This window comes from Sutcliffiella rhizosphaerae (genome assembly GCF_917563925.1).
Classification (GTDB): Bacteria; Bacillota; Bacilli; order Bacillales; family Bacillaceae_I; genus Sutcliffiella_A; species Sutcliffiella_A rhizosphaerae.
In genome coordinates, this window is the sequence record NZ_CAKJTJ010000021.1 from 1 (window position 1) to 23851 (window position 23851).

23 protein-coding genes are annotated in these 23851 nt (G+C 37.9%); 15 read left to right on the plus strand and 8 right to left on the minus strand.

Annotation, left to right across the window (positions count from 1 at the left end):
* Positions 1–158 precede the first annotated feature (158 nt).
* Both LRP81_RS15875 and LRP81_RS15880 read right to left on the minus strand, forming a co-directional pair.
* Positions 159–902 carry a TraR/DksA C4-type zinc finger protein gene (locus LRP81_RS15875; RefSeq protein ID WP_230502822.1) on the minus strand — a complete coding sequence of 248 codons (744 nt, stop codon included), beginning with the start codon at positions 900–902 and terminating at the stop codon, positions 159–161.
* A 106-nt stretch (positions 903–1008) separates the two neighbouring features.
* Complete coding sequence (locus LRP81_RS15880) at positions 1009–1950, minus strand: 1,4-dihydroxy-2-naphthoate polyprenyltransferase (protein WP_230502825.1); 942 nt, start codon at positions 1948–1950, stop codon at positions 1009–1011.
* A 317-nt stretch (positions 1951–2267) separates the two neighbouring features.
* Between LRP81_RS15880 and LRP81_RS15885 the strand changes: the two genes are divergently transcribed.
* From LRP81_RS15885 to LRP81_RS15940, 12 genes are all read left to right on the plus strand, one after another.
* The gene (locus LRP81_RS15885) at positions 2268–3662 is read left to right on the plus strand and encodes an isochorismate synthase (RefSeq protein WP_230502827.1); all 1395 of its coding nucleotides are present in this window, start codon (positions 2268–2270) and stop codon (positions 3660–3662) included.
* Positions 3659–5416 carry a 2-succinyl-5-enolpyruvyl-6-hydroxy-3-cyclohexene-1-carboxylic-acid synthase gene (gene menD, locus LRP81_RS15890; RefSeq protein WP_230502829.1) on the plus strand — a complete coding sequence of 586 codons (1758 nt, stop codon included), beginning with the start codon at positions 3659–3661 and terminating at the stop codon, positions 5414–5416. Before LRP81_RS15885 ends, menD begins: the two co-directional genes overlap by 4 nt.
* Complete coding sequence (gene menH, locus LRP81_RS15895) at positions 5416–6225, plus strand: 2-succinyl-6-hydroxy-2,4-cyclohexadiene-1-carboxylate synthase (RefSeq protein WP_230502831.1); 810 nt, start codon at positions 5416–5418, stop codon at positions 6223–6225. Before menD ends, menH begins: the two co-directional genes overlap by 1 nt.
* Positions 6226–6247: 22 nt before the next feature.
* Complete coding sequence (gene menB, locus LRP81_RS15900) at positions 6248–7069, plus strand: 1,4-dihydroxy-2-naphthoyl-CoA synthase (RefSeq protein ID WP_230502833.1); 822 nt, start codon at positions 6248–6250, stop codon at positions 7067–7069.
* 157 nt (positions 7070–7226) lie between these two features.
* Positions 7227–8720 carry an o-succinylbenzoate--CoA ligase gene (locus LRP81_RS15905; RefSeq protein ID WP_230502835.1) on the plus strand — a complete coding sequence of 498 codons (1494 nt, stop codon included), beginning with the start codon at positions 7227–7229 and terminating at the stop codon, positions 8718–8720.
* Positions 8701–9816 carry an o-succinylbenzoate synthase gene (gene menC, locus LRP81_RS15910; protein WP_230502837.1) on the plus strand — a complete coding sequence of 372 codons (1116 nt, stop codon included), beginning with the start codon at positions 8701–8703 and terminating at the stop codon, positions 9814–9816. The genes LRP81_RS15905 and menC overlap by 20 nt, the downstream gene beginning before the upstream one ends.
* A gap of 37 nt (positions 9817–9853) precedes the next feature.
* Positions 9854–10252, plus strand: a complete 399-nt coding sequence (locus LRP81_RS15915; RefSeq protein WP_230502839.1) for a hypothetical protein — start codon at positions 9854–9856, stop codon at positions 10250–10252.
* Positions 10253–10594: 342 nt separating this feature from the next.
* A complete protein-coding gene (locus LRP81_RS15920) occupies positions 10595–11515 on the plus strand; it encodes a metal ABC transporter solute-binding protein, Zn/Mn family (RefSeq protein WP_230502926.1) in 921 nt (306 codons plus the stop codon).
* Positions 11516–11550: 35 nt separating this feature from the next.
* Positions 11551–12297: a metal ABC transporter ATP-binding protein gene (locus LRP81_RS15925; protein ID WP_230502841.1), complete on the plus strand. Its 747-nt coding sequence runs from the start codon at positions 11551–11553 to the stop codon at positions 12295–12297.
* A 10-nt stretch (positions 12298–12307) separates the two neighbouring features.
* Entirely contained in the window at positions 12308–13660 is a 1353-nt protein-coding gene (locus LRP81_RS15930; RefSeq protein ID WP_230502842.1) for a metal ABC transporter permease, read from the plus strand.
* Positions 13657–14553 carry a metal ABC transporter permease gene (locus LRP81_RS15935; protein ID WP_230502845.1) on the plus strand — a complete coding sequence of 299 codons (897 nt, stop codon included), beginning with the start codon at positions 13657–13659 and terminating at the stop codon, positions 14551–14553. The genes LRP81_RS15930 and LRP81_RS15935 overlap by 4 nt, the downstream gene beginning before the upstream one ends.
* 379 nt (positions 14554–14932) lie before the next feature.
* A complete protein-coding gene (locus LRP81_RS15940) occupies positions 14933–15541 on the plus strand; it encodes an FMN-binding negative transcriptional regulator (protein ID WP_230502847.1) in 609 nt (202 codons plus the stop codon).
* 172 nt (positions 15542–15713) lie between these two features.
* Here LRP81_RS15940 and LRP81_RS15945 read toward each other — a convergent pair whose 3' ends face one another.
* On the minus strand, positions 15714–15869 hold the full coding sequence (locus LRP81_RS15945) for a DUF1540 domain-containing protein (protein ID WP_230502849.1): 156 nt from the start codon (positions 15867–15869) through the stop codon (positions 15714–15716).
* A gap of 180 nt (positions 15870–16049) precedes the next feature.
* Between LRP81_RS15945 and LRP81_RS15950 the strand changes: the two genes are divergently transcribed.
* Positions 16050–16346, plus strand: coding sequence for a DUF2325 domain-containing protein (locus tag LRP81_RS15950; protein WP_230502851.1), 297 nt, complete (start codon positions 16050–16052; stop codon positions 16344–16346).
* Here the strand turns inward: LRP81_RS15950 and LRP81_RS15955 are convergent.
* Entirely contained in the window at positions 16343–17371 is a 1029-nt protein-coding gene (locus LRP81_RS15955) for a cytochrome d ubiquinol oxidase subunit II (protein ID WP_230502853.1), read from the minus strand. The genes LRP81_RS15950 and LRP81_RS15955 overlap by 4 nt on opposite strands.
* Positions 17372–17385: 14 nt before the next feature.
* A complete protein-coding gene (locus LRP81_RS15960; protein ID WP_230502855.1) occupies positions 17386–18738 on the minus strand; it encodes a cytochrome ubiquinol oxidase subunit I in 1353 nt (450 codons plus the stop codon).
* Positions 18739–18956: 218 nt separating this feature from the next.
* Between LRP81_RS15960 and LRP81_RS15965 the strand changes: the two genes are divergently transcribed.
* Complete coding sequence (locus LRP81_RS15965) at positions 18957–19916, plus strand: CobW family GTP-binding protein (protein ID WP_230502857.1); 960 nt, start codon at positions 18957–18959, stop codon at positions 19914–19916.
* 518 nt (positions 19917–20434) lie between these two features.
* On the opposite strand, the gene LRP81_RS15970 is transcribed toward LRP81_RS15965, so the two are convergent.
* Both LRP81_RS15970 and LRP81_RS15975 read right to left on the minus strand, forming a co-directional pair.
* The gene (locus tag LRP81_RS15970; RefSeq protein WP_230502859.1) at positions 20435–21523 is read right to left on the minus strand and encodes a metal ABC transporter solute-binding protein, Zn/Mn family; all 1089 of its coding nucleotides are present in this window, start codon (positions 21521–21523) and stop codon (positions 20435–20437) included.
* A gap of 102 nt (positions 21524–21625) precedes the next feature.
* Positions 21626–22810 carry a GTP-binding protein gene (locus LRP81_RS15975; RefSeq protein WP_230502861.1) on the minus strand — a complete coding sequence of 395 codons (1185 nt, stop codon included), beginning with the start codon at positions 22808–22810 and terminating at the stop codon, positions 21626–21628.
* A gap of 166 nt (positions 22811–22976) precedes the next feature.
* On the opposite strand from LRP81_RS15975, the gene LRP81_RS15980 reads away from it, so the two are divergent.
* The gene (locus LRP81_RS15980) at positions 22977–23540 is read left to right on the plus strand and encodes a beta-class carbonic anhydrase (protein WP_230502863.1); all 564 of its coding nucleotides are present in this window, start codon (positions 22977–22979) and stop codon (positions 23538–23540) included.
* A gap of 5 nt (positions 23541–23545) precedes the next feature.
* On the opposite strand, the gene yidD is transcribed toward LRP81_RS15980, so the two are convergent.
* The gene (gene yidD / locus LRP81_RS15985) at positions 23546–23767 is read right to left on the minus strand and encodes a membrane protein insertion efficiency factor YidD (protein ID WP_230502865.1); all 222 of its coding nucleotides are present in this window, start codon (positions 23765–23767) and stop codon (positions 23546–23548) included.
* Positions 23768–23851: the final 84 nt, after the last annotated feature.

The window sequence follows — 23851 nt, forward strand, 5'->3', positions numbered from 1 at the left end:
AGGCTCGCGGGTCACCCGCGGAAAGCGAAGTCTTGCACGGAAATCAATAGCGGTATTTATTGTCGGCCATTAAATTGTTCGTCTTTTTGTTTGTGTTCTTTAGTTTTGTCCCAGCCTCTTTTTAGTGTTGAAATAATTCAATTTACTATCTAGAAATTCTACTCTGTATAAGGGTCTTTCTCATAGCCATGTAAGTCACCAAAAGAAGTCATGATTCCTTCCTCATCTAGGGCATCTTCATAAGCTTCGTGTTTTATGGAAGGATAAACGGTTATGTTTTGGCCATACATGTCTGTTCCGATGAAATTTTCATAATCCTCCACATAGCCCTCATTTTCTTCGCTTTCCACATAGTTTCGGTCATAATGCTCCACGTCACCAGAAAAATCCGATGGGGTTTCAGATGTTCCATAGCGCTGAACGATTTGCCACGTATCTTCAGCATCAAAAGTAACTCCTTCTGTTTCATCGTATTCGAAGCGACCATAAGGGGGCATAAGTACTTTTTCTTCTACAGGTCGATTATGGGATACTATTTTGTCTTGACTGTGTTCTTTACAAAAAGTCGTTGTTGGAAGAGCGATAAGCCTTTCTTCGCTAATATCTTCCCCGCAAATTTCACATGATCCATATGTTCCATGCTTCATTGCCATTAAGGCGTGTTCGATATCCTTCATTTCTTTTTCCGCATGTTCGTTTAGCGCAAGATCTTTTTCACGTTCATATAATTCTGTCCCTAGGTCTCCTGGGTGATTATCATAGGCAGAGAGTTCGCCGACATTTTCATATGGATGTTCTTGCTCCATTTGATAATGATCATTTTGGTCCAAATGCGCCTGAACTTCCTTTTTTGTTTCTTCTAATTGATGTTTCAATTGTTGTAATGTCTCGTTGGAAATCATACAAATAGACTCCTTTCAAATTCCTGACTATTTGTAGTATGAACCTTACTGCAAAAAAAATGATTGGAAACAAAAAAAGTAACGCGATATTTCGCGCTACTTAGCATTAAATAAAATAACCAATAATCAAACCAATTCCTAACAAAAATCCAAAAATTGTATTGGTTTGTGCGGTTGCCACCATTGCTGGCATCATGGTGACGTTGCTTTTATTAGAAGAAAACCCCTTCACAGCAGCCAATGGTTTAATGATGGAAAGGAATACTAGCAATGCCCAGAAAGGTGCGTAATCTAATGCAATAAAGAGTACAATAAGGATATACGATACAAAAAACATGGCAGCCAGTAGCAGAATGGCGTTTTTTCTTCCGACTAAAATTGCGACAGTTTTTCGGCCATTTTCTCTGTCTCCGTCAATGTCACGTATATTGTTTGCCAGTAAAATAGCTCCCACTAGGATAGAGATTGGAATAGAAATCAACATGCTTTGGGAGGTGATGATACCTGTTTGGATATAGAATGCGATTAAAATGATGACAAATCCCATGAAAAATCCTGCTACTATTTCACCAAATGGGGTATATGCAATAGGATATGGACCACCAGTATAAAAATAACCAGCTGCCATACAGGCAGTACCAATAACTGCCAACCACCAGGTGCTGTTAATACAAATATAAATACCTAGTAAAGTTGCTATACCGAAGAATATAAATGCTAAACGAATAACAGTTTCAGGTTTGACACCATGTCGCACAATTGCTCCACCGATTCCAACAGAATGTTCGTTGTCCAAGCCTTTTTTGTAATCATAATATTCGTTAATCATGTTTGTTGCCGCTTGTATTAAAAGGCTGGCAATTAGCATGGCAAGAAATAGGGGCCAATCTATTGCTGTTTCATATAAAGCCAATGCTGTCCCAATAAATACCGGAACAAAAGCTGCAGTTAATGTATGGGGCCGTAAAAGGTTCCACCAAACCTTCCATCTTTTTTCTGATGGTGGTGCATGTAAACTTGTCTCATTATGAATTGTCTGAGGTTGCATATAAGAAACCCTCCATGTAAAAAATGCTGTTTTATCAAAAAGTTCATATCTTGTAATCATCATCATTCAGTGTTTATCTCAGTCAAAAAAGAAAACATTATATTATAATTACATTATAAGTTTATGTAAAGGGACATGGGGTGTCAACGTTTTTTAGAAAGAAACAAAGGAAGAATTTTCATGCTACATATTATAAGGAAGAAAACGTATAAAAACTGCTCATTTTGTTGACATAAAAAGGTTTTGAGGTGTATCTTTAAGGAAGCTTAATCGAGAGACATAGTCTTGCGGTAACAAGGCCTCGGGGGGAGTCTTACATGATTACTATACCATTTGATCATATTATGGGTTTGTGGGAGGAAGCAAGATCAAAATCTTCTTTCATAAATCAGTCGGTATTAATAAGTTATACAAAACAAATAGAGGATCAAGATCCATTTACATTTTTCCAAAATAGTGAAAAGTATTTTCCAGGACAACGCTTTTTTTGGTCCAATCCTGATCATAGTCATATCATCGTTGGAGCAGGTATCACGCAAGAGTTTACTGTTAAAGACGACGAAAATAGATATCAAAGTATTGAAAAGCAATGGAAGCGCTTTATTGAGGAAGCAGTTTGTAAATACGAAGTTGAAGAAGTTGGACCTGTTATTTTTGGAGGATTTTCATTTGATCCTAAAAAAGAAAAAACGAGCCTTTGGAGTCAATTTTCAGATGCGTTATTTATTTTACCAACATTCATGCTTACGATTTTAAAAGGGAAAACCTTTATTACGATAAATTATTTAAGCGACTTTAACAAATTGCACCTTCAAAATTTAGTGGCTACAGAAGAAGATCTTTTAAAACCGATATCAGTCAAGCAACTTTCGACAACGTCTATTGTAAAATGTGTGGAGATGGATCCGTCTGAGTGGAAACAGTCCATATCCAATGTGACTAAACGAATTTCAGAAGGTGTAATGGATAAGGTAGTTTTGGCAAGAGAGATGCGCGTTTTATTTGATAATGACATAAATGTACTGCCTGTTCTAGAACATTTAATGGAGGAACAGTCAAATAGTTATATCTATACGTTTGAACGGGGAAATGATTGCTTTTTAGGTGCAACTCCAGAGCAATTAGTAAAAAAAGACGGGAAAAATGTACAGTCTATGTGTTTAGCTGGTTCTATTGCTAGAGGAGAGGATGTACTCGAAGATGAAGAGTATGGTCAAACCCTCCTTCAAGATGAAAAGAACATTCATGAACATGAATTAGTAGTGAAAATGATTCGAGCATCTTTAGAAGAAGTGTGTTCCCAGGTTCATACTCCCGATAGACCTAGTTTATATAAAATGAAACATATTCAGCACTTACACACGCCGGTAAAAGCAATTACTACTGAAAACAAATCTATAACGGACTTTGTAAAGCTCCTTCATCCCACTCCTGCACTCGGAGGGTTTCCTCAGGATGTGGCAATGGAAACAATTAGAGAAGTGGAGAAGCTTGATAGAGGGTGGTACGCAGGTCCGTTGGGCTGGATGGATTATAAACAGGACGGAGAATTTATTGTTTCGATTCGTTCAGGATTATTACAAGCGAGAGAAGCTTCCTTGTTTGCAGGCTGTGGTGTTGTAGAAGATTCAGATCCGGAAAGCGAATATAAAGAAACTCAAATAAAGTTTAAACCAATGTTATCTGCACTAGGGGGCAATCCATCAAAATGAATGCAACAAATGATTTAACATACTACTTGGCAGCGTTTGTAGATGAGTTAGTGAAGAGTGGAATGAGAGAGGCAGTCATAAGTCCAGGCTCTCGTTCTACACCGATTGCGCTATTAATGGCAGAGCACCCGGAGCTTCATGTGTCCATTTTGGTGGACGAGCGTTCGGCGGCTTTTTATGCACTAGGCCTAGCAAAAACGACCAATAAGCCTGTTGCTATATTGTGTACATCAGGGACGGCAGCTACTAATTATTATCCAGCTATTGTAGAGGCTTATCAATCACGAATTCCTTTAATTGTCCTAACAGCAGATCGACCTCATGAACTGCGAGATGTAGGTGCTCCACAAGCGATTGATCAGCTGAAAATGTATGGAGACTATGTAAAATGGTTTGTAGAGATGTCTCTGCCAGAAGATACTGGCAGCATGATACGCTATGCTAGGACGATGTCTGCTCGAGCACTAGGTACAGCTCTTAGTGCACCGCGTGGACCAGTCCACATGAATTTTCCAATTAGAGAACCTTTAATTCCTAATTTAGAAGCTAATGACCTTTGGACAAAATATAAGGAATTGGTCGACAACAGACTAGAAGTAAATAGTGGGGAATATACGATTTCAGAAGAACGAGCAGACTACTTTGCTCGTCTATTAAATGTCCGCCAAAGGGGAATCATTGTTTGTGGAGAAGTCTCTTCATCGCAAAGGGAAGCATTTATTACATCTATCACTGAGCTTTCTGATGTTTTGGGGTACCCCATATTTGCAGATCCACTATCTGGTTTAAGAACTGGAAGGCATTCTAAAACGACAATTATGGATGGATATGATGCTTTTCTACGTCCAGATTTGGTAAAAGAAAAACTTATGCCAGAAGTGATTATCCGTTTTGGGGCAATGCCAGTCTCCAAGTTTTTAACGCAATACATAAGTAAATCCTCGTCTGCAATACATATTGTAGTAGATGGGGATGGAGGATGGCGAGACCCTACACTACAGGCTAACTATATGATCCATGCAGATGAAACGTATTTTTGTAATAAATTACTAAGTAAATTGCAGCCACGTTCTACTAGTACATGGTTGGATGGCATCAACAAAATAAACGAAAGAACAAAATCTATCCTTCAAGAGCAAGAGGAAACATTGTTTGAGGGAAAAATAATAAGAGAATTGCAAGAACTATTACCGGATAGTTCCGCTTTATTTGTTGGTAATAGTATGCCTATTCGAGATGTGGACACGTTCTTATTTAAAAATGAAAAAAAAGTAACGGTGCTTGCAAACAGGGGAGCAAATGGAATTGATGGCGTTGTTTCGACTGCATTAGCTGCAAGTAATACGTATGAACCATTAGTATTAGTCATAGGTGATCTTTCTTTTTATCATGATATGAATGGTCTCTTGGCAGCAAAATTGTTAAAACTGAATGCTACCATCGTTCTTGTTAATAATAACGGTGGTGGAATATTCTCCTTCCTACCTCAGTCTAAGGTGGAACAGCATTTTGAACAGTTGTTCGGAACGCCTACTGGATTGGATTTCAAGCACACTGCAGCACTATATGATGCAGATTACTGCGTGGTTAGTAATTGGAGTGAATTTCAGAAAAACACGACAAAAGCAATTCAACAACCTGGGCTGAATATTATTGAAGTTCCAACAAATAGGGTTGAAAATGAAGAAATTCATCGGAGATTGTGGAATAAAGTTTCCCAGGAAATGATTTTGTCGCTAAATGGTGAATCATAATGGAAGTAAACGGGATGCACTATCATGTAGAGGTTCTCGGTAGTGGCCCCATATCTGTACTGCTTTTACATGGTTTCACGGGTTGTGGTGAAAACTATAAGGATTTACTAGAAGATTTTCCACAAAAGGATATGTACACCTTCATCCTTCTAGATCAGCTTGGACATGGGAAGACAAATGTACCTATGGATCCAGATCGATACAGTATGAATCAGACTATAAATGATTTATATACGATTGTGAAGAAGTTGGAAATTACAAAGCTTTCACTATACGGTTATTCAATGGGAGGGAGAGTCGCGCTTGCCTTTGCGACAACCTATCCTGATCTTGTAAACAAGTTAGTCCTTGAAAGTGCATCACCTGGTCTCAAAGAAGAAGCTGAACAGATGACTAGGAAACAAGCGGATGAAAAGTTAGCCAAAAGAATTTTGGAGAAAGGCGTTCCTAAATTTGTTGATTATTGGACAGATATTCCTCTATTCCAAAGTCAAAAAAAATTGCCTGATAACATCCAAAAAAAGATATATCATCAAAGGCTGAACAATTCACCGCTTGGCCTGGCAAACAGTCTAAGGGGTATAGGGACTGGCGCACAACCAAATTATTGGGAGGCATTGTCTCAACTCCCAATCCCAGTTTTGTTAGCAGCAGGAGAATGGGATGAAAAGTTTGTCCACATTGCGGAGGAAATGAAAAACTTAATCCGTGAGTCGTATTTTGTAAAAATAAAAGATGCAGGGCATGCAATTCATGTGGAACAACCTCGAAAGTTTGGTAAAATAGTAAGTGAGTTTTTAGCGAACTAATTTAATTAGGGAGGAATTGAACATGGCAAGAGAATGGATAGCAGGTCCAAAACAATTTGAAGATATTTTATATGAAACATATAATGGGATTGCAAAAATTACGATTAATCGCCCAGAAGTACATAATGCATTCCGTCCAAAAACAGTAATGGAATTAATTGATGCGTTTGCATATGCTCGTGATGACTCTAGCGTAGGAGTAATTATCTTAACAGGTGCTGGAGACAAAGCGTTCTGTTCTGGTGGAGATCAGAAGGTACGCGGACATGGTGGATACGTTGGTGACGATGAAATTCCACGTTTAAACGTTCTAGATCTACAACGTCTAATCCGTGTGACACCGAAGCCGGTTGTAGCAATGGTAGCTGGCTGGGCAATTGGTGGTGGCCATGTACTGCACGTAGTGTGTGACTTGACGATTGCGGCAGATAATGCAAGATTCGGTCAAACTGGTCCAAAAGTAGGAAGCTTTGATGCTGGTTACGGTTCAGGCTACCTTGCACGAATCGTAGGTCATAAAAAGGCTCGTGAGATTTGGTATCTTTGCCGTCAATATGATGCACAAGAAGCATTGGACATGGGCTTAGTAAATACAGTTGTACCATTAGAGCAATTAGAGGATGAAACAGTCCAATGGTGTGAAGAAATGCTGGAAAACAGTCCAACTGCCTTGCGCTTCTTAAAAGCAGCAATGAATGCTGATACAGATGGATTGGCAGGACTTCAACAATTTGCAGGAGATGCAACATTATTGTATTACACAACAGATGAAGCAAAAGAAGGTCGAGATTCTTTTAAAGAGAAAAGAAAGCCAGATTTCGGTCAATTCCCTCGTTTCCCTTAATACTTACATTTGATGAATAGAGGGCAATCTAAGAGCAACTGCTTTTAGATTGCTCTTCTTTGTACGATATGAAAATTATTATAACATCTCGATGACTCATCTGATGCTCATCGGGTCTGAATGAGGCGCGTACGCTTTTCTTAAAGGATGTGTAATTGTGACGATCTTGCCAAATTTCTTGAAAAAGAGAGCTTTCCTAACCCCTGACAGAATGGCATTAGAGATGAATAATAAGTGCCTTACATTTGCACAACTGTATAAACAGTCTGTCATTTTTGCAAGAAAGCTTGCTTCAACAGGAATAAAAAAAGGGGATACTGTCTCCATATTTATGAGTAATAGTATAGAACTTGTAACAATCATTTTTGCTTTAAAGAACCTTGGTGCGATAACAGTTTTACATAATTTAAGATTAACGACAAAGGAGCTTTCCTTCCAGCTAGAAGATGCTGGTTCTCAATTACTACTAATTGATCATTGTAGTGAAAATAGCTTGCGCCAACAAGTAAACATTCCTATTCTTTCTAATTTAGAACTAGCAAATTTAAAGGAAATGGAATTATGCGAACTTCTTGAAGAGGTCAATCTGAATGATACGGATACGATCATGTATACAAGTGGAACTACCGGATTTCCAAAAGGAGTCAAACAAACGTACGGTAACCATTTTTGGAGTGCTACTGGTTCGGCATTAAATATGGGATTGCATCAAGAAGATTGCTGGTTACTAGCGGTTCCAATTTTCCATATTAGTGGTCTGTCTATTTTAATGAGAAGTGTCATATATGGTATGAAAATACTCATTCATAAGCGGTTTGATGCAGCTACTGTCCATCAAGATTTAATGACAAAGGAAGTTACGATTATATCAGTTGTGACAGCCATGCTTAATGGACTCCTAGCAGAATTGGGTTCTGGGACTTACCCCCCTTCGTTTAGATGTATGCTAGTGGGAGGTGGAACTGTTCCAAAGTCAATCCTTAGTGAGTGCAAATCTAAAAACATCCCTGTCTATCAAACGTATGGAATGACAGAAACTTGCTCACAAATCGTTACTCTCTCTCCAGATTCGGCGTTGTTGAAGCTTGGATCGGCTGGAAAACCATTATATCCAAATCAATTAAAAATAATGAAAGAAAAACAAGAGGCTTCATCCTATGAAATAGGAGAAATTGTAGTCAAAGGCCCAAATGTGACTCCAGGATATTTTAATCGAACTGATGCAACACTTGCCGCTATCCAGGATGGTTGGCTATATACAGGAGATCTCGGCTATCTTGATGAAGAGGGCTTTCTCTATGTGGTAGATAGACGAAGTGATTTAATCATTTCAGGGGGAGAAAATATTTATCCTGCAGAAATTGAAGCAGCTATTCTATCTCATCCATTTATAGAAGAAGCAGGAGTTACCGGAATGATGGATGAAAAGTGGGGACAGGTTCCAATCGGATTTTTTGTGATAAAACAAGGAAAAACGGTAGAAAAGGAACAGCTAATCGAGCATTTACATGAACAATTAGCAAAATATAAAGTCCCAAAGCAATTCTACTCGGTTTCTAGTTTGCCTAAAAATGCATCTAACAAGCTGCTTCGTCGAAAGTTGTTAGATTTCCTGCCAAAGGAGGGAGACGATGAACATACAGAAAGTTGAAATGTTCCATGTATCGATGGAACTAGTTCAACCTTTTCATACCCACCTCGAAACAGTAAAGGAACGGCCATGTATTATACTGAAAGTGACGGATGAAACAGGAATAAGTGGTTGGGGAGAAGTAGTTGCTTTTTCTTCTCCATGGTATACAGAGGAGACAGTTGATACAGCTTGGCATATGCTAGAGGATTATTTTATCCCTGCTATTTTTAAAAAAGAATGGTTGGATCCAAGGGCCGTGCTAGATACTTTAGACTCCTGGAAGCGTAATCCGATGGCAAAGGCTGGACTGGAGATAGCGATTTGGGACTTGTTTGCAAAACGTGCCAAACAGCCTCTAGCCAAATACATAGGTGGAGTACGTGAAGTCGTTAAGGCAGGAGTAGTGGTTGGAGTGGATACTCCAGAGAGAATGATTCACACGATACAAACCAGAGTAGAAGAAGGCTATCAACGGATAAAAGTTAAAATAGAACCAGCAAAAGATTATAAAATGCTTATGAAAATCAAAAATGCTTTCCCAAATGTAGATATCCTTGCAGATGCAAACTCTGCTTACACGTTGGAAGATATAGAAAGAATAAAAAATCTGGACTCGCTGGGCCTATTAATGATTGAACAGCCTTTAGCAGCAGATGATCTTGTTGAACATGCCTTATTACAAAAAGAACTCACAACTCCAGTGTGCCTAGATGAAAGCATCGTCTCTTATCAGGATGCAAAAAATGCAATTAGAATCGGAAGTTGTAAGACGATGAGCATAAAAATTGGTCGGGTAGGCGGACTAAGAAATGCCATTGCAATTCATGATTTATGTATGGAGAATGATATCCCTGTATGGTGCGGTGGGATGCTAGAAATGGGTATTTCCAGAGCGTTCAACATCGCACTTGCAACTTTACCTAATTTCACTTTACCTGGAGACATATCCTCCTCAGACCGTTACTGGAAAAAAGATATTACTTTTCCGAAGGTAGTGGTGAAAAATGGAGAAGTAAAAGTCTCTTCTAACCCTGGTATAGGTGTGGAAGTCGATGAGGAATATGTAAAGAAAATCAGCTTGAGAACTAGGAGCTTCTTTTCAAAAACAACCTAATTAAATGGTTTTATTTTGGAGATAGATTGGTGATGAAATGAAAAAATTACGATCAAGTCTTACTTTTACTATTTGCTTTTATTTATTTTTTTTAGTAATGACAATCATCACTGTTTTTGTTGTATATAAAGAAATTGATCATACTGTTTCTTTTATGTTTTTAATCGGATATGTCCTATTTCTAGTTATCATTCTACTTTACGCAATCCTTGCAACAGTAATGAAAATGATAAGGATTAAACGAGATGAGAGAACAAAACGTATTTGGAGATTTATCACTTTCTTTGCGCTAATAAGTGGGGGAGGATTAATATTTTCATTCTTTACTTCATCAGAATTAGATTATTATAAGACATTTTCCATTGCTTTAGGAATGTCTTTTGGACTGACATTCTTTGATTTGGCATTTCCAAATGGAACAAAAATGGAAGGTTAAACCATTCATAATAAATCTAACATTAGTGTGTATGCGATCTGTATTTTACAGGTCGTTTTTTCTATTCTTTAAGCAAACACTATATGCACGAAGTTCAATAAAAAAATAATATTTCATGATTGACAAAAGTTAGCTGAGGGTTTAAGTTTTGTATAAGGGAAACTTTTTAGTTCAAGGCTCACATTAATGCAGAAGGTCAATATTATCTGCACCTATACAAAACGTATTGCATAAATTGTTTTAGAAATGAACGGATTGTATATTTTTTTACCATTAAATTTGCACTAGAGAAACTTTTGTTGCCTTGTACAATAAGGGTGAAGGAGAGGTTTAGAAATGAAAATGTTTAGAGGGAAGTTTTTTATTTTCTTTGTAACGTTATTTGCACTAGTTGGATGCAACTCTGCTGCAAGTGGAGATAAAGAGAACACGATTAAGGTAACGACAACCATAGCTCAGATTGGTGATATTGCAGAAAATGTGGGTGGAGAAAAAGTAACAGTGGAAAGCCTTATGGGGCCAGGGATTGATCCCCATTTATATCAAGCATCCCAAGGTGACATAAGAAAGCTGAATGATGCGGAGATTATTTTTTACAATGGGTTGAGATTAGAGGGAAGAATGGGAGACATTTTGAATAAGATGTCTGAAAGTAAACCAACTATTGCGGTTGGTGAAGCTGTTCCTACTAAGCTTTTGCTAGAGGATGATGATGAAACTGACAAAATGGATCCGCATATTTGGTTTGATATTTCTCTATGGTTATTTGCTGTGGAGGAAGTGAAAAATTCCTTAATAGAGTTAGACGGTGAAAATGCAGATTTTTATGAAGAAAATGCATCAGCTTATATAAAAGAATTGAAGGAATTAGATAAATACGCCAAAGAGCAAATTTCAGCGATTCCAGAGGAAAGTAGAGTGTTAGTAACCGCACACGATGCCTTCAAGTATTTTGGGGAAGCTTATGGAATGGAAGTTACTGGGTTGCAAGGATTAAGCACGGATGCGGAATTCGGGCTAAATGATGTTAGGTCCATTATTGATTTGCTAGTAGAAAGAGATATAAAAGCTGTATTTGTGGAAAGTAGTATTTCGGAGGATTCCATCAATGCAGTGGTAAAGGGTGCAGAAAGCAGGGGACATTCGGTTGAAATAGGAGGAGAACTGTATTCAGATGCCATGGGTACAAAAGGAACGGAGACTGGCACATACTTAGGGATGTTTCGACATAATATTGATACGATTGTGAATGCCTTGAAGTAAATAACTAAAAATCTCCTAAAGAAAGGTGAAAATATATGGAACCTGTAACAATCGAAAATCTGACAGTTGCCTATCATCGTAAGCCTGTATTAAAAGAAGTAAGCTTCAGTGTACCAGAAGGGAAACTCATTGGTATTATAGGTCCAAATGGAGCTGGAAAATCGACTCTCATTAAGGCAATTCTTGAGCTTATTCCAAAAGCATCAGGAAATGTGACCATCTACGGGCAACCTTATAAGTCGCAAAGAAAGCTGATCGGTTATGTTCCTCAACGTGGATCTGTGGATTGGGATTTTCCAACCAATGCACTTGATGTAGTTTTGATGGGAAGATATGGGCATATTGGCTGGTTGAAGCGCCCGAATAAAAAAGACATCGAGTTGGCTTATGAATGTTTGGATAAAGTGGGCATGAAAGAATATGCTGCCAGACAAATCAGCCAACTTTCGGGCGGGCAGCAACAACGTGTTTTTTTAGCAAGGGCACTTGCTCAGGATGCAAGTATTTACTTTATGGATGAACCTTTTGTTGGAGTGGATGCAGCAACGGAAAAAGCAATTATTACGATATTGAACGAACTGAAGGCTCAAGGTAAGACGGTTCTTGTCGTTCACCATGACCTTCAAACCGTGAAAGAATATTTTGATTGGACGTTATTAATTAACCTCAGAAAAGTTGCTATTGGTCCGACAGAAGAGGTATTTACCATCGACAATTTACAAAAAACATATGGTGGCAGATTAGCTTTTCTAGATCAAAATAAAGCCATTGTTGAACAATAGGAGTGACAGTATGGAAACAATTCTATCTATGCTTTGGGATCCAAATGTCCAATGGGTGCTTATCGGGACTATTCTTTTAGGAATTGCAAGTGGAGTACTTGGCAGCTTTGCTTTGCTTAGAAAACAAAGTCTGTTAGGGGATGCGATGGCACATGCTGCACTTCCTGGGATATGTATAGCCTTTTTGATTTATGGAGCAAAATCGATGTCTTGGTTTCTAATTGGAGCGGCAATATCTGGTCTAATAGGTACTTATTGCATTCAAGCAATCATCAAGCACTCACGCATAAAAGAAGATACAGCAATAGGGCTTGTATTGTCTGTATTTTTCGGCGTAGGAATTGTATTACTAACCTATGTTCAGCATCATGGCCAAGGAAACCAGGCAGGGCTGGATTCCTTCATCTTTGGTCAGGCTGCAGCTATTGTAGGTGTAGATGTGCAGATCATAAGTATCATAGCTTTTGTATTAATTACCATCACCTTTTTTCTTTTCAAGGAATTGAAGCTGATTACTTTTGATCCACAGTTTGCACAAGGGCTGGGATTGCCAGTAAAAGCACTGAATGCACTCTTAATGACACTGATTGTTGGGGCGGTCGTCATAGGATTACAGGCTGTTGGGGTCATATTGATGGCAGCAATGCTAATTACTCCAGCCATTGCAGCGAGATATTGGACTGAGCGATTGGATTATATGGTAATACTCGCAGGTTTCGTTGGTGGGATCTCTGGTGTGATAGGGACTCTATTAAGTACATTTTCTAGAGGAATGCCAACAGGACCTCTTATTATCATGGCAGCAACTTTTCTGTTTCTCTTATCCTTACTATTTGGTACCAAAAAAGGACTGATTCCAAAGTTCTGGAAGCAGTGGAAGGTAAAACGAGCAGTTTCAAAGGAAAACATCTTAACAAGCTTGTATGAACTGACTGAAAATCATTTAAAAGAGACGGATGAAAAAGAAACTGGTAGCTACTCTTACCAGGAAATAATGAATATTCGTCCTGTTACCACCCTTGCTTTTATCACGGTGACAAAAGAGTTAAAAAGGTGCGGATTCATTCACATACATGACAATTATAAGGTAAGCCTATCGGAAAAAGGGCTGGAAGCTGCCCACGATATCGTTTTAAAAAACAGGTTGCTAGATATGTACCTTATGTTTGAGAGTAAATTTCCTGTATCGGAATGGCGTGAAGGAAGCATGGATCTTTTAGAAGGACCAACAGATATTCTAGAAGAACTATTAAAATTGTTAAAGGATTTTGGGAAGGAACCAAAAGGTCTTTTTCTATATCAAAAGAAATCCCATAAACCAAGCTTTCATTCCACTGTGAAAGGGAGTGAAGGACATTTATGAGCTATGAAGGTTGGATCATTTTAACAGGATCTTTAGTAGGAATCACTTGTGGCATAACAGGCTGCTTTCTTATCCTAAGAAGAATGGCGATGTTGGCAGATGCCATCAGCCATACCGTATTGCTTGGTATTGTTGGAGCCTATTTGGTCTCAAGCAGTTTAGAGGGGATATACATGTTTATCGGAGCCTTGATTGTAGGCCTATTAACCGCCTTTTTCATCCAGCTCCTCGATTCTTCCGGAGTACAGTCTGATGCAGCAATCGGGGTTGTTTTTACCTCACTGTTTGCTTTAGGGGTCATTTTAGTATCTTTGTACGCCAGTCGAATTCATTTAGATGTAGACCATGCTTTAATGGGCGAAATTGCTTTTGTACCATGGGATACACTTGTTTTATTTGGAATGGACCTTGGACCAAAAGCAGTTTGGATGCTTGGCAGTGTATTAGTCATCAATTTACTCATCATTATTTTCTTTTATAAGGAATTGAAAATCTGCGCATTTGATCCAGAAATGGCCATGGCAATTGGGATACCAGTCATGTTCATGCACTATCTATTAATGGGTATGCTGTCCATCACCACTGTTGCATCCTTTGATAGTGTTGGTGCAATCCTAGTAGTTGCCATGCTGATAGCCCCAGGAGCCAGCGCCTATTTGTTAACAGACAAATTAAGTGCCATGCTTTTACTGAGTGCACTCATTGGGATCGCTTCTGCTGTGCTCGGTTACTATGGAGCCCTACTTGCGAATGTTTCCATTTCTGGTTCTATGGCAACCATGTCTGGAATTCTCTTCTTCCTAACCTTCTTCTTATCACCCAAACATGGACTGATTATGAAATGGATTTATAGAAGAAGTTTATCAAGAGAGAAAAGGGAATATCAACAATAAATAAATTAAGACTGTTTTCGCAAACATTGTTGCTTTTACGAACTTTATTAAATACTCGTAATAATCGTTACTGTCGTGCTCTTTTCCTGCAATTAGTTTCAGTCAAAAGGACAAGTTTTCAATGAACATACACGTAAAAAGTCAAAACCGGACTTTTTACCGGTTACAAGCAACAATCTTTTAGAAAAGAGCCTAAATTAAACACCTTCGTAAGGATACATCTTAAAAAATGTACTTATACGGAGGTGTTTTGCATGAATAAAAACATAAATTCAATACTCACTCTTTTACTAAATAAATACGGTATTCTTGAAAATTTTAGACAACACACAAAGTTTGCGAAAACAGTTTATAATAATATCAAAGGAGTGTGTTTTAAATGTATATCCCTTCTCATTTTATTATGGAAGATGAAGATAAATTGTATAACGTTATTCAAGAATATGGATTTGCAACATTAATCTCGCAACATGAAGGTGCACCTTTCGCAACACATCTTCCATTGATGATGGATGAGAATAAGGAATATTTATACGGTCACTTTGCCAAAGCAAATCCTCAATGGCAGAGCATTCTCAATCAAAATGTTCTGGCAACCTTTCAAGGTCCTCATTGTTATATTTCTCCTTCGTGGTATGAGTCATTTAATAACGTGCCCACATGGAATTACATAGCTGTACATGTGTATGGAAAGGTTGAACTAGTAAATGAAAGTGAACTTCAAAACTCCCTATTTGACCTTGTGAATAAATATGAAGCTTCAGATAGTCCTTATGATTTAAATAAAGTTGATAAGAAGTACCTAGAAGGTTTATCAAAGGGAGTCGTTGGTTTTAGAATTAGAATCGAGAAAATGGAAGGAAAAGCTAAGCTTAGTCAAAACCACTCGCAGGAGCGTAGAAATGGTGTTATTCGTGAGTTAGAAAAAATAAAAGTTGAAAACGATGAGCAAAAAATTGCTCTTCTTATGAAGGGTGAATTACTATAAACCAAATGAAAATCTATAAACTATCGTTTCTAAAAAGACACTATTTCTCAAATAGTAAATATGAATTAGAGCGCGAATCAGAAGTTTGAATATCATAAAAGATGCAGGAACGGAACAGTCATTTTCCGTCCTGCATTTTTTAGTAGAATCTCCTCAATGTCTCTTACACCTATTAGTGTGTAGGCTCAAATGTTTTGCAATCTGTATCTTTTGAATCGTGTGCAGTGTTTCCTTTATGACTTACTACATAGATTTCATCAGCATGGCAACGGTTGCCATCACTCCAGAAATTGCAGTTTTCCACTTCGCACAATACTTCTCTTGGCATATGATGTCCTCCTTTTTTGAACAGCAAATACATTAATAATTTTTACTTAAAGTCCTTTTTTCATGCTTGTTTTGAAAATGTGTGTATATTTTTAAAATTTGTTGACAAAGAGAATCATTCTCAATTATTATAGTGGGTATAAAAGAGAATGTTTCTCAATTAGATAAGGAGGATTCAACTATGACTTCTTTAATGGTAGTAGGTGCAGATCATTTAGGTAATATTCAGGACAAATTAAAAACCAAAGGATTTGAGAATGTGTTACATATTGATGGACGTAAAGTTCAAGTTGTAAAAAGAGCGATTCCCGATCACGTTGACATCATTTTAGTATTAACAGATTATATCAACCATAATTTAGCAAAGGTAATAAAACAGAGAGCAAAGGAATCGAATAAACCGGTATATTTTTGCAAGAGATCTTGGAGCTCCATTCAGCAAATCATTGGGGAATTCAAACTTTCTAAAAAGATTTAGTGCTCGTTTTTTATATACCTCTCATCTTTCATAAAAAGCCGCCAAAAGTAGACAAATCCAGGGAATAGTATAATAAAACCTACAATATAGGAGATGAAAAGTGCTCGGAATGATGCAGGGTCAGTAAATCCATTTTGAATAGTGACATTTGGATAAATGATATATGGTAAATGTGCACGTCCATAAGCATAGCTTGCAAGTGCATATTGGATAAATGCAGATACAACTCCTAAACGTGGCAGCCCTGTCCAGCCATTTTTTCCTGGAATGATTAAGGCTATCCCTGTTACAACGAACATAGCAGCTGAGACAACTAACCAAAAAAGATAATCCATCATGCCATTAAACAGCCAGAATGCCTCATAACGCATAGTGATCATAATTAGAAGAGCACTAAGTAAAGAAACAGGACCAAGTATGAGAGCATCCCGTCGATAAATTTCATATGCATGCTTGTCTTTCGCTACTTTTGAAAAATCTGCGAGCAACAATGAAGAGAGAAAAAGTGTGCTACTTACTGCAAAAAGAACGAACGATAAGGCATGAGGGCTTGTGAGAACACTTCCAAGCATAAGTTGTTCTACCCCATTAACGTTATCCACGAAGCCTCCATGGGTAATAGGCAACACAAGTATCAATATCGCGGGAATAAGAAAACCAGTAATTCCGGATATATAGGTCAATGGCTTTTCATAATCAGACACAATATGAGAAAAAACAAGAAACCCACTTCTAATAGCAAGTAGTAATAAAATAATACTTCCTGGTATCAACAAAACAGTACCCAATGTATAGGCAGCACTAGGAAAAAAGCTATAAATGGCGACGACCACCGCTACGATAAATACATTCGTTACTTCCCATGTTGGGGAAAGATACTTATTGGCTATATTGGTGGCATTCGTTTTGTCACTTTTAATGTACAGCATGGACCAAAAACCAGCACCAAAATCCATTGTAGCCATAACCGCATAAATAAAGATAAAACCCCATAGGACGGTAATGGCAAGAATTACATCTGTCATTTTACAAAGCCTCCCTAAGCGTGAATCCCATTAGTCGTAGAGTCGGATTCTTTCCATTCATCTTCAAGTGGATGTCGCTTAAAGTAATAGCGCAACACAAGCACTACAGCTATACCAAGAAGAACATAAATAGCAGCAAAGGCAAAAAATAATAGCGCTAAATTTTGATTACCTGTCACCGCATCTGCAGTTAGCATGACTCGGTAAATAACCCAAGGCTGCCTTCCAGTACAAGCAAATATCCATCCAAATTCTATCGCTAGCATTGCCAGTGGTCCTCCTGCTACAAATAGCCACATCAACCAGGTAGGAAAGGTAGGTCTTTTTAGAATTTTACTCCAAAGAAATCCGAGGAAGGATAAGAGAATGAGAAATGAACCGATTCCAACCATCCCGTTAAATAGGGTATGTACAAATAATGGTGGCCAGTATTCTTCTGGAAAATCATTTAAGCCTACTACGACGGTATCGAAACGATCATCAGCGAGAAAGCTTAACGCCCATGGAATCTCAAGGCCCCATTTCACTTCTTGTGTTTCACGATCAGTAAACCCACCGATAGCTAGTGGTGCATGCGATTGAGTTTTAAAAAGTCCTTCGGCCGCAGCAAGTTTTTCAGGCTGGAACTGATGTAACTGCTGGGCAGATTCATGTCCATTAAGTGCAGTCATAAAAGAGAATATACCCCCAACTATCAGCCCCATCATTAATGCTTTGCGATGGAATTGAAAAATCCGTTTGTTTCCCCTATTACGGAGCATTTTATAAGCCGCAACAGAAGCAATGACAAACGCACCTGTCATAAATGCAGAAACGGCAACATGCCCTGCAGTAACGACAAAGCTTGGATTAAAAAAGGCTGCCCATGGATCGACATCCACAATCTCCCCGTTTTCGATTCTGAATCCTGCCGGCGTTCCCTCAAATGCATGAACATTTGTAATTAATACTGCTGAGGCAGCAGCCCCAATGGTGACTAATGTGACACTCAAAATCCTCATCCAAGGTGAAATGCGATCAGCGGCATAAACATAAATCGAAATGAAAAGTGCTTCAACAAAAAAAGCATAAATTTCGATTTGGAAAGGAAGTGCCATTACTTTTCCGATGACTTCCATAAAGCCAGGCCATAAAAGCGACAGCTGAACTCCTGCAATCGTACCTGTAGGAATGGCCACACCTAATAGCACAGCTTTTGCTTTCGTCCATCTTTTAGCCATAATGGCATAATCTCTGTTATTAGTCTTTTGGTACATTAATTCCGCAATCAAAATCATTAAAGGAATTCCGACACCTAACGTGGCAAAAATAATATGAAATCCCATCGTCGTTCCAAATAAAGACCGCGCAATGACTACATCACCCATCCAAAAACGTCCCTTCAAGCAAGAATATATATGTATATAGTCCACTTTTTTCCATCAAATATGCATCGTGATCGAATTTCTTGAAATCATACAAACTACCATTTAAAATTAAAACGTAACAATTACGATTTATAGTTATGTTTTTTTCTTTCTTGAAGCAACTGTATAATGGGTATATGAAAATACAACAGGTGAATTTTTTTGATAGGAGTGTACATATGACTAAAAAGGTACCAGTATATGTTATTAGCGGATTTTTAGGAAGCGGAAAAACAACAGTGCTGCTAAATATGCTTGAGCATTTTAAGCAACAAAAGAAGATTCCTGGAATTATCTTGAACGAATTAGGAGATGAAAATGTCGAGGATCATCTTTTTAAAGGAGAAAAAATAGTTGAACTGTTAAATGGTTGTATTTGCTGTACCATTCAGGAAGACTTAAAAACTACTTTAGATCAATATATAGGGCAAGAAATTGATGTGTTGATCATTGAAGGAACAGGTGTAGCAAACCCACTGGAGATTAAGGAAGTCTTGCTGACACCAGCATATATGCAACATTTTGAGTTGCAATCCATGATAAGTTTGGTAGACGCTAGTCACTACTTGGAATATCAAAGTTTCTTTAGTAGCTCAAAAGAAATTAGAGGTCTTTTAAAGGAACAGGTAACATCTGCGCACTTACTTGTTTTAAACAAAATGGATCTTATTTCAGAAAAAGAGTTGATAAAAGTAGAATCGAAGCTAGCCGATCAACTTGAAGACCATGTGCCTGTTTACCGAACTAGCTTTGGAGCAGTCCCACTGGAGATTCTTTTGGAAAAGCGAATGCATGTGGTGGAAGTAGAAGAAGAGGGCGCTGGTGAGATACATCATGATGGGGAGCATCACCATCATCACCATCATATTGAAGCAGTAAAAATAAATATGATAGAGCCTATAAACACAGTGGTATTGGAGTCTGAGCTGAAAAAACTTTCCAAACAAGTAATTAGATCAAAAGGGATTGTTTTGTTAGAAGAAACGCCTGGTTTATATGAGTTTCAATATGCAGCTTCCACATTGGTGTTAAATAAAATAGAAGATAGTGAGAACAAAGAGTATAAGCCTTCCATCATATTGATAGGTAAAGAAATCGATGAAAAAAAGGTAGCAAAGTTTCGAGAGGCATTAAAGTAATGATAAAAACACTCCAGTTTGGGGTGTTTCAGTGTGCAGACAAAGGTACTTTTCTTAAGTTAAGCGATTTCTATGTTGATCGTAGTGAAAGACGCGAAGACTCCTCGAAAATGCTACCACATTTTCATCGTGCGATGAATCGCTATCGAAGCCTTCCTTGTCCTGCGGGAGGAAGGGACATGGGAAACCCCCGCAGGCAAAGCCCTAGGAGGTTCCCGGACCGCCCGCGGAAAGCGAAGCGTCTGCAACGAAGATCAACAATTAAACATCTACAAATAATTTGGGTTTGTCAACAGTCTGAAACACTCCAGTTTGGAGTGTTTTTTTGAACAATTGAAGGATTCACATGCATAAGAATTTGCATGAATCTCGAAAGGTTTTGGAGTCACCACTAAAGGTTTTGGATTTACCTCGCAAGGATTGGGTGCTCCCATTATTAGTTTTACGAGGAGCATACCACCAAAGGTTGAAATATTTGAACAAATAAAAGAGGCAATCCATGGGACTGCCTCTTTGAACTAATTCAGAGCCTTTTTCAAGATTTCAAGGTTTTGACGCATTAAACTAAAGTAATCTTCATCGTTTTGGACATCTTCATCTGTAAGAGCCTCTAAATTATGAAGTACAAGTGCTTCTGCACCTATTTCATTTTGTACAACTTCTGCTATTTTTCCAGTAATGTTCTGATCAAAAATAACATATTTTATATTGTTTTCCTTAGCAGTAGCAATAATTTCTGTTAACTGTTTTTGGGAAGGTTCTTGTGTTGGTGAAAGACCGGTCACACTGATTTGATCCAACCCATAGCGACTTTCCCAATATCCGTAAGCCGCATGTGAGACTAGTAGCTTATTTGTTTGAGCTGTTTCAAAAATCTCTTTATATTCTCCATCTAACTTTTCAAGCTCATTTTTTAACGATTCAAAGTTTGCTTCAAAATCCTCTTTTGCATCAGGCTTTAGCTCAATAAGAGCATCTTTAATATTCTCCGCTAGCTTTATGGATAGTGTTGGATCTAGCCATACGTGAGGGTCACCGTCAGAGTGGTCGTGGTCGTGATCATCATGTGAATTGTCCGCATGATCGTGTTCATGGTCGTCATGAGCCTCGTCCGCATGATCGTGTTCATGGTCATCATGAGCATTGTCCGCATGATCGTGTTCATGGTCGTCATGAGCCTCGTCCGCATGATCGTGTTCATGGTCATCATGAGCCTCGTCCGCATGGTCGTGTTCATCTTCACCACGTAACTCAATGCCGTGTCCTGCAGCTACAATGGTTACATCTTCATTTTTCAGTACATCTTTTGCTTTATCTGCAAATCCTTCCACGCCAACTCCTGTATAAATAAAGGCATTAGCTGAGGCCATTTCACTCATCGTTCTAGTAGAAGGTTCATACGTATGAGCATCTGCTCCAGGAGGAAGAACCGATTTAATGTCAATATGGTCAGCTCCTATTTTATGAGCGAAATCCTCCAAAGGGAAAATGGTAGTGTAGATAATTAATTTTTCGTTGCCATCAGAGGCTTTATTATTAGAATTACATCCAACAAGAAATGTAAAAGTAGTAAGTAATAGTATGACTAAAATAGATTTTACTTTCATGGTGAACTCCTCTCAATTTTGATCCCAACATATTATATCGTAATTATTACGATTTGAGAACTAAAAAATATTATTTATAAAATCATAAAAAACTTATATGTTTTATTCGGCTACAAAAGCAGGCATGGGGTCATGGAACTTTGACCAGTCCTTTTTCATTTCTTGATCCGATAGAAGACAAGTATTCAATGAATGTATTAATAGGTTCTGATCAAGTTCAATACCTATGAAAACAAGTTCGGTCATCCTGTCCCCAAATGTTTCATCCCATTTTTGAAGGAGCTCTGGTTCGTCTTTTAACGCTTGTATTTTGTCCTGCTCTATATAGCTTGCAACCCATTCCCCTGCCCCCTGAACGATGATAGAAGCTCCTGCTTGAGATAGTAAGCCTGCCATATGATTTCTGGATGCTAACCAGAAAAAGCCTTTTGAGCGAATGACATCTTCCGGAAAATTTTCTAACCAATTCATGAAACGCTCTGGATGAAATGGCTTACGGCTTCGGTATACAAATGAAGTGATGCCATATTCCTCTGTTTCCGGTATATGTTCTTCATTAAGCTCTTTTATCCAGCCAGCAGCTTGACTAGCTTTTTCAAAGTCAAATAGCTTAGTATTTAGAATGTGATTAAGTTTTACCTCACCATTTTTAGTGGGGATAATGGTTGCATCTGGATTTAGTTTTCGTAACAATGCCTTCAATTCTGAAACATATAGAGATTCAAGTAAATCAATTTTGTTTAGCAGGATGATATTAGCAAATTCTATTTGATCGATTAATAGATCGGCTATTTCACGAGTGTCCAGTTCATCTGTTCCTTGTTTACGGTCTAGAAGGCTTTCTCCCGATTCGTAATCATCATAAAAACGGTAGCCATCTACAACTGTAATCATGGCATCTAATCTGCATTTTTTACTAAGATCGATATTAAATTCTTCATCTAGATATGTAAATGTTTGTGCAACAGGAATGGGCTCACTTATTCCAGAAGATTCAATTATGATATAATCGATATTTCCTCCGTCTACGAGGCGCTCAACTTCCTTTATTAAGTCTTCCCGAAGTGTGCAGCAGATACAACCATTTTGCAATTCTACCAGTTTCTCTTCTGTTCTTGAAAATCCTCCTTGCTCAATAAGAGCAGCATCGATATTGATTTCACTCATATCATTAACAATCACTGCAACCTTTAATCCATCTCTGTTCGCTAAAATATGATTTAGCAATGTGGTTTTTCCAGCTCCTAAGTAACCACTTAATACAGTCACAGGAATTCTTTTTTCCAACAGTTTTCATCTCCTTTTCATTTCATAAAACGTAATGTTTACGATTTATAAAAATAATAATACTAAAATCTCAAAAAGAAAACAATACTAAAATATTGTCAATTTGGATTAACTTTGTCATATTGGAAAGGTGGATAATAATCTATATAAAGAGAGAGGTAATTTGATGAGGCTACTAGAACAAATTTTGGAACATAATTTGGATTTTGTTGAAAAAGAGGAATACAAACAATACCAAACCACAAAATTCCCAGATAAAAAACTGGTAGTTTTATCTTGTATGGATACCAGATTAATGGAATTGTTGCACAAGGCTATGAATATGAAGCATGGGGATATGAAAATTGTAAAAAATGCTGGTGCAATTGTCTCTCATCCTTTTGGCAGTATTATGAGAAGTATTCTTGTTGCAGTGTATGAATTAAATGCAGATGAGGTTGCTGTGGTGGGTCATCACGATTGTGGTATGGGAAAAGTTAATTTCGATAGCATTCGTGAAAAAATGGAAGCAAGAGGGATTAAGAAAGAGACAATCGATGATCTAAAGTATGCGGGAATTGATGTTAGAGGATTTTTAAAAGGATTCGATAGTGTGGAGGAAAGTGTCCGCGAAAGTGTGGATATGATTGTGAAACATCCCCTAATGCCAAAAGGGATTCCTGTGCATGGCCTTGTTATTGATCCGCACACAGGAAAATTGGATTTAGTAACAAATGGTTACGAAAATTAATCTATCTATTTTTTCTTTTCTGGAACATGATCGATGCCACCTGGATGAAACGGGTGGCATTTTCCTATTCTTTTTATCGTAAGCCACCCACCTTTAATTGCTCCGAATCTGCTTATTGCTTCAAGTCCGTATTGTGAGCACGTTGGGTAGAAGCGGCAGGTTGGAGGAGTCAAAGGGGATATGAATCTTCGGTAGAAACGAATGATTCCTAAAAAAACATACTTCACTTTGGTCACCTCATGTAAATTATAATAGATATAGGTAGGAAGGAACAAAAAATAAAGAAAACGCATAAATCAGATAAATTTAAT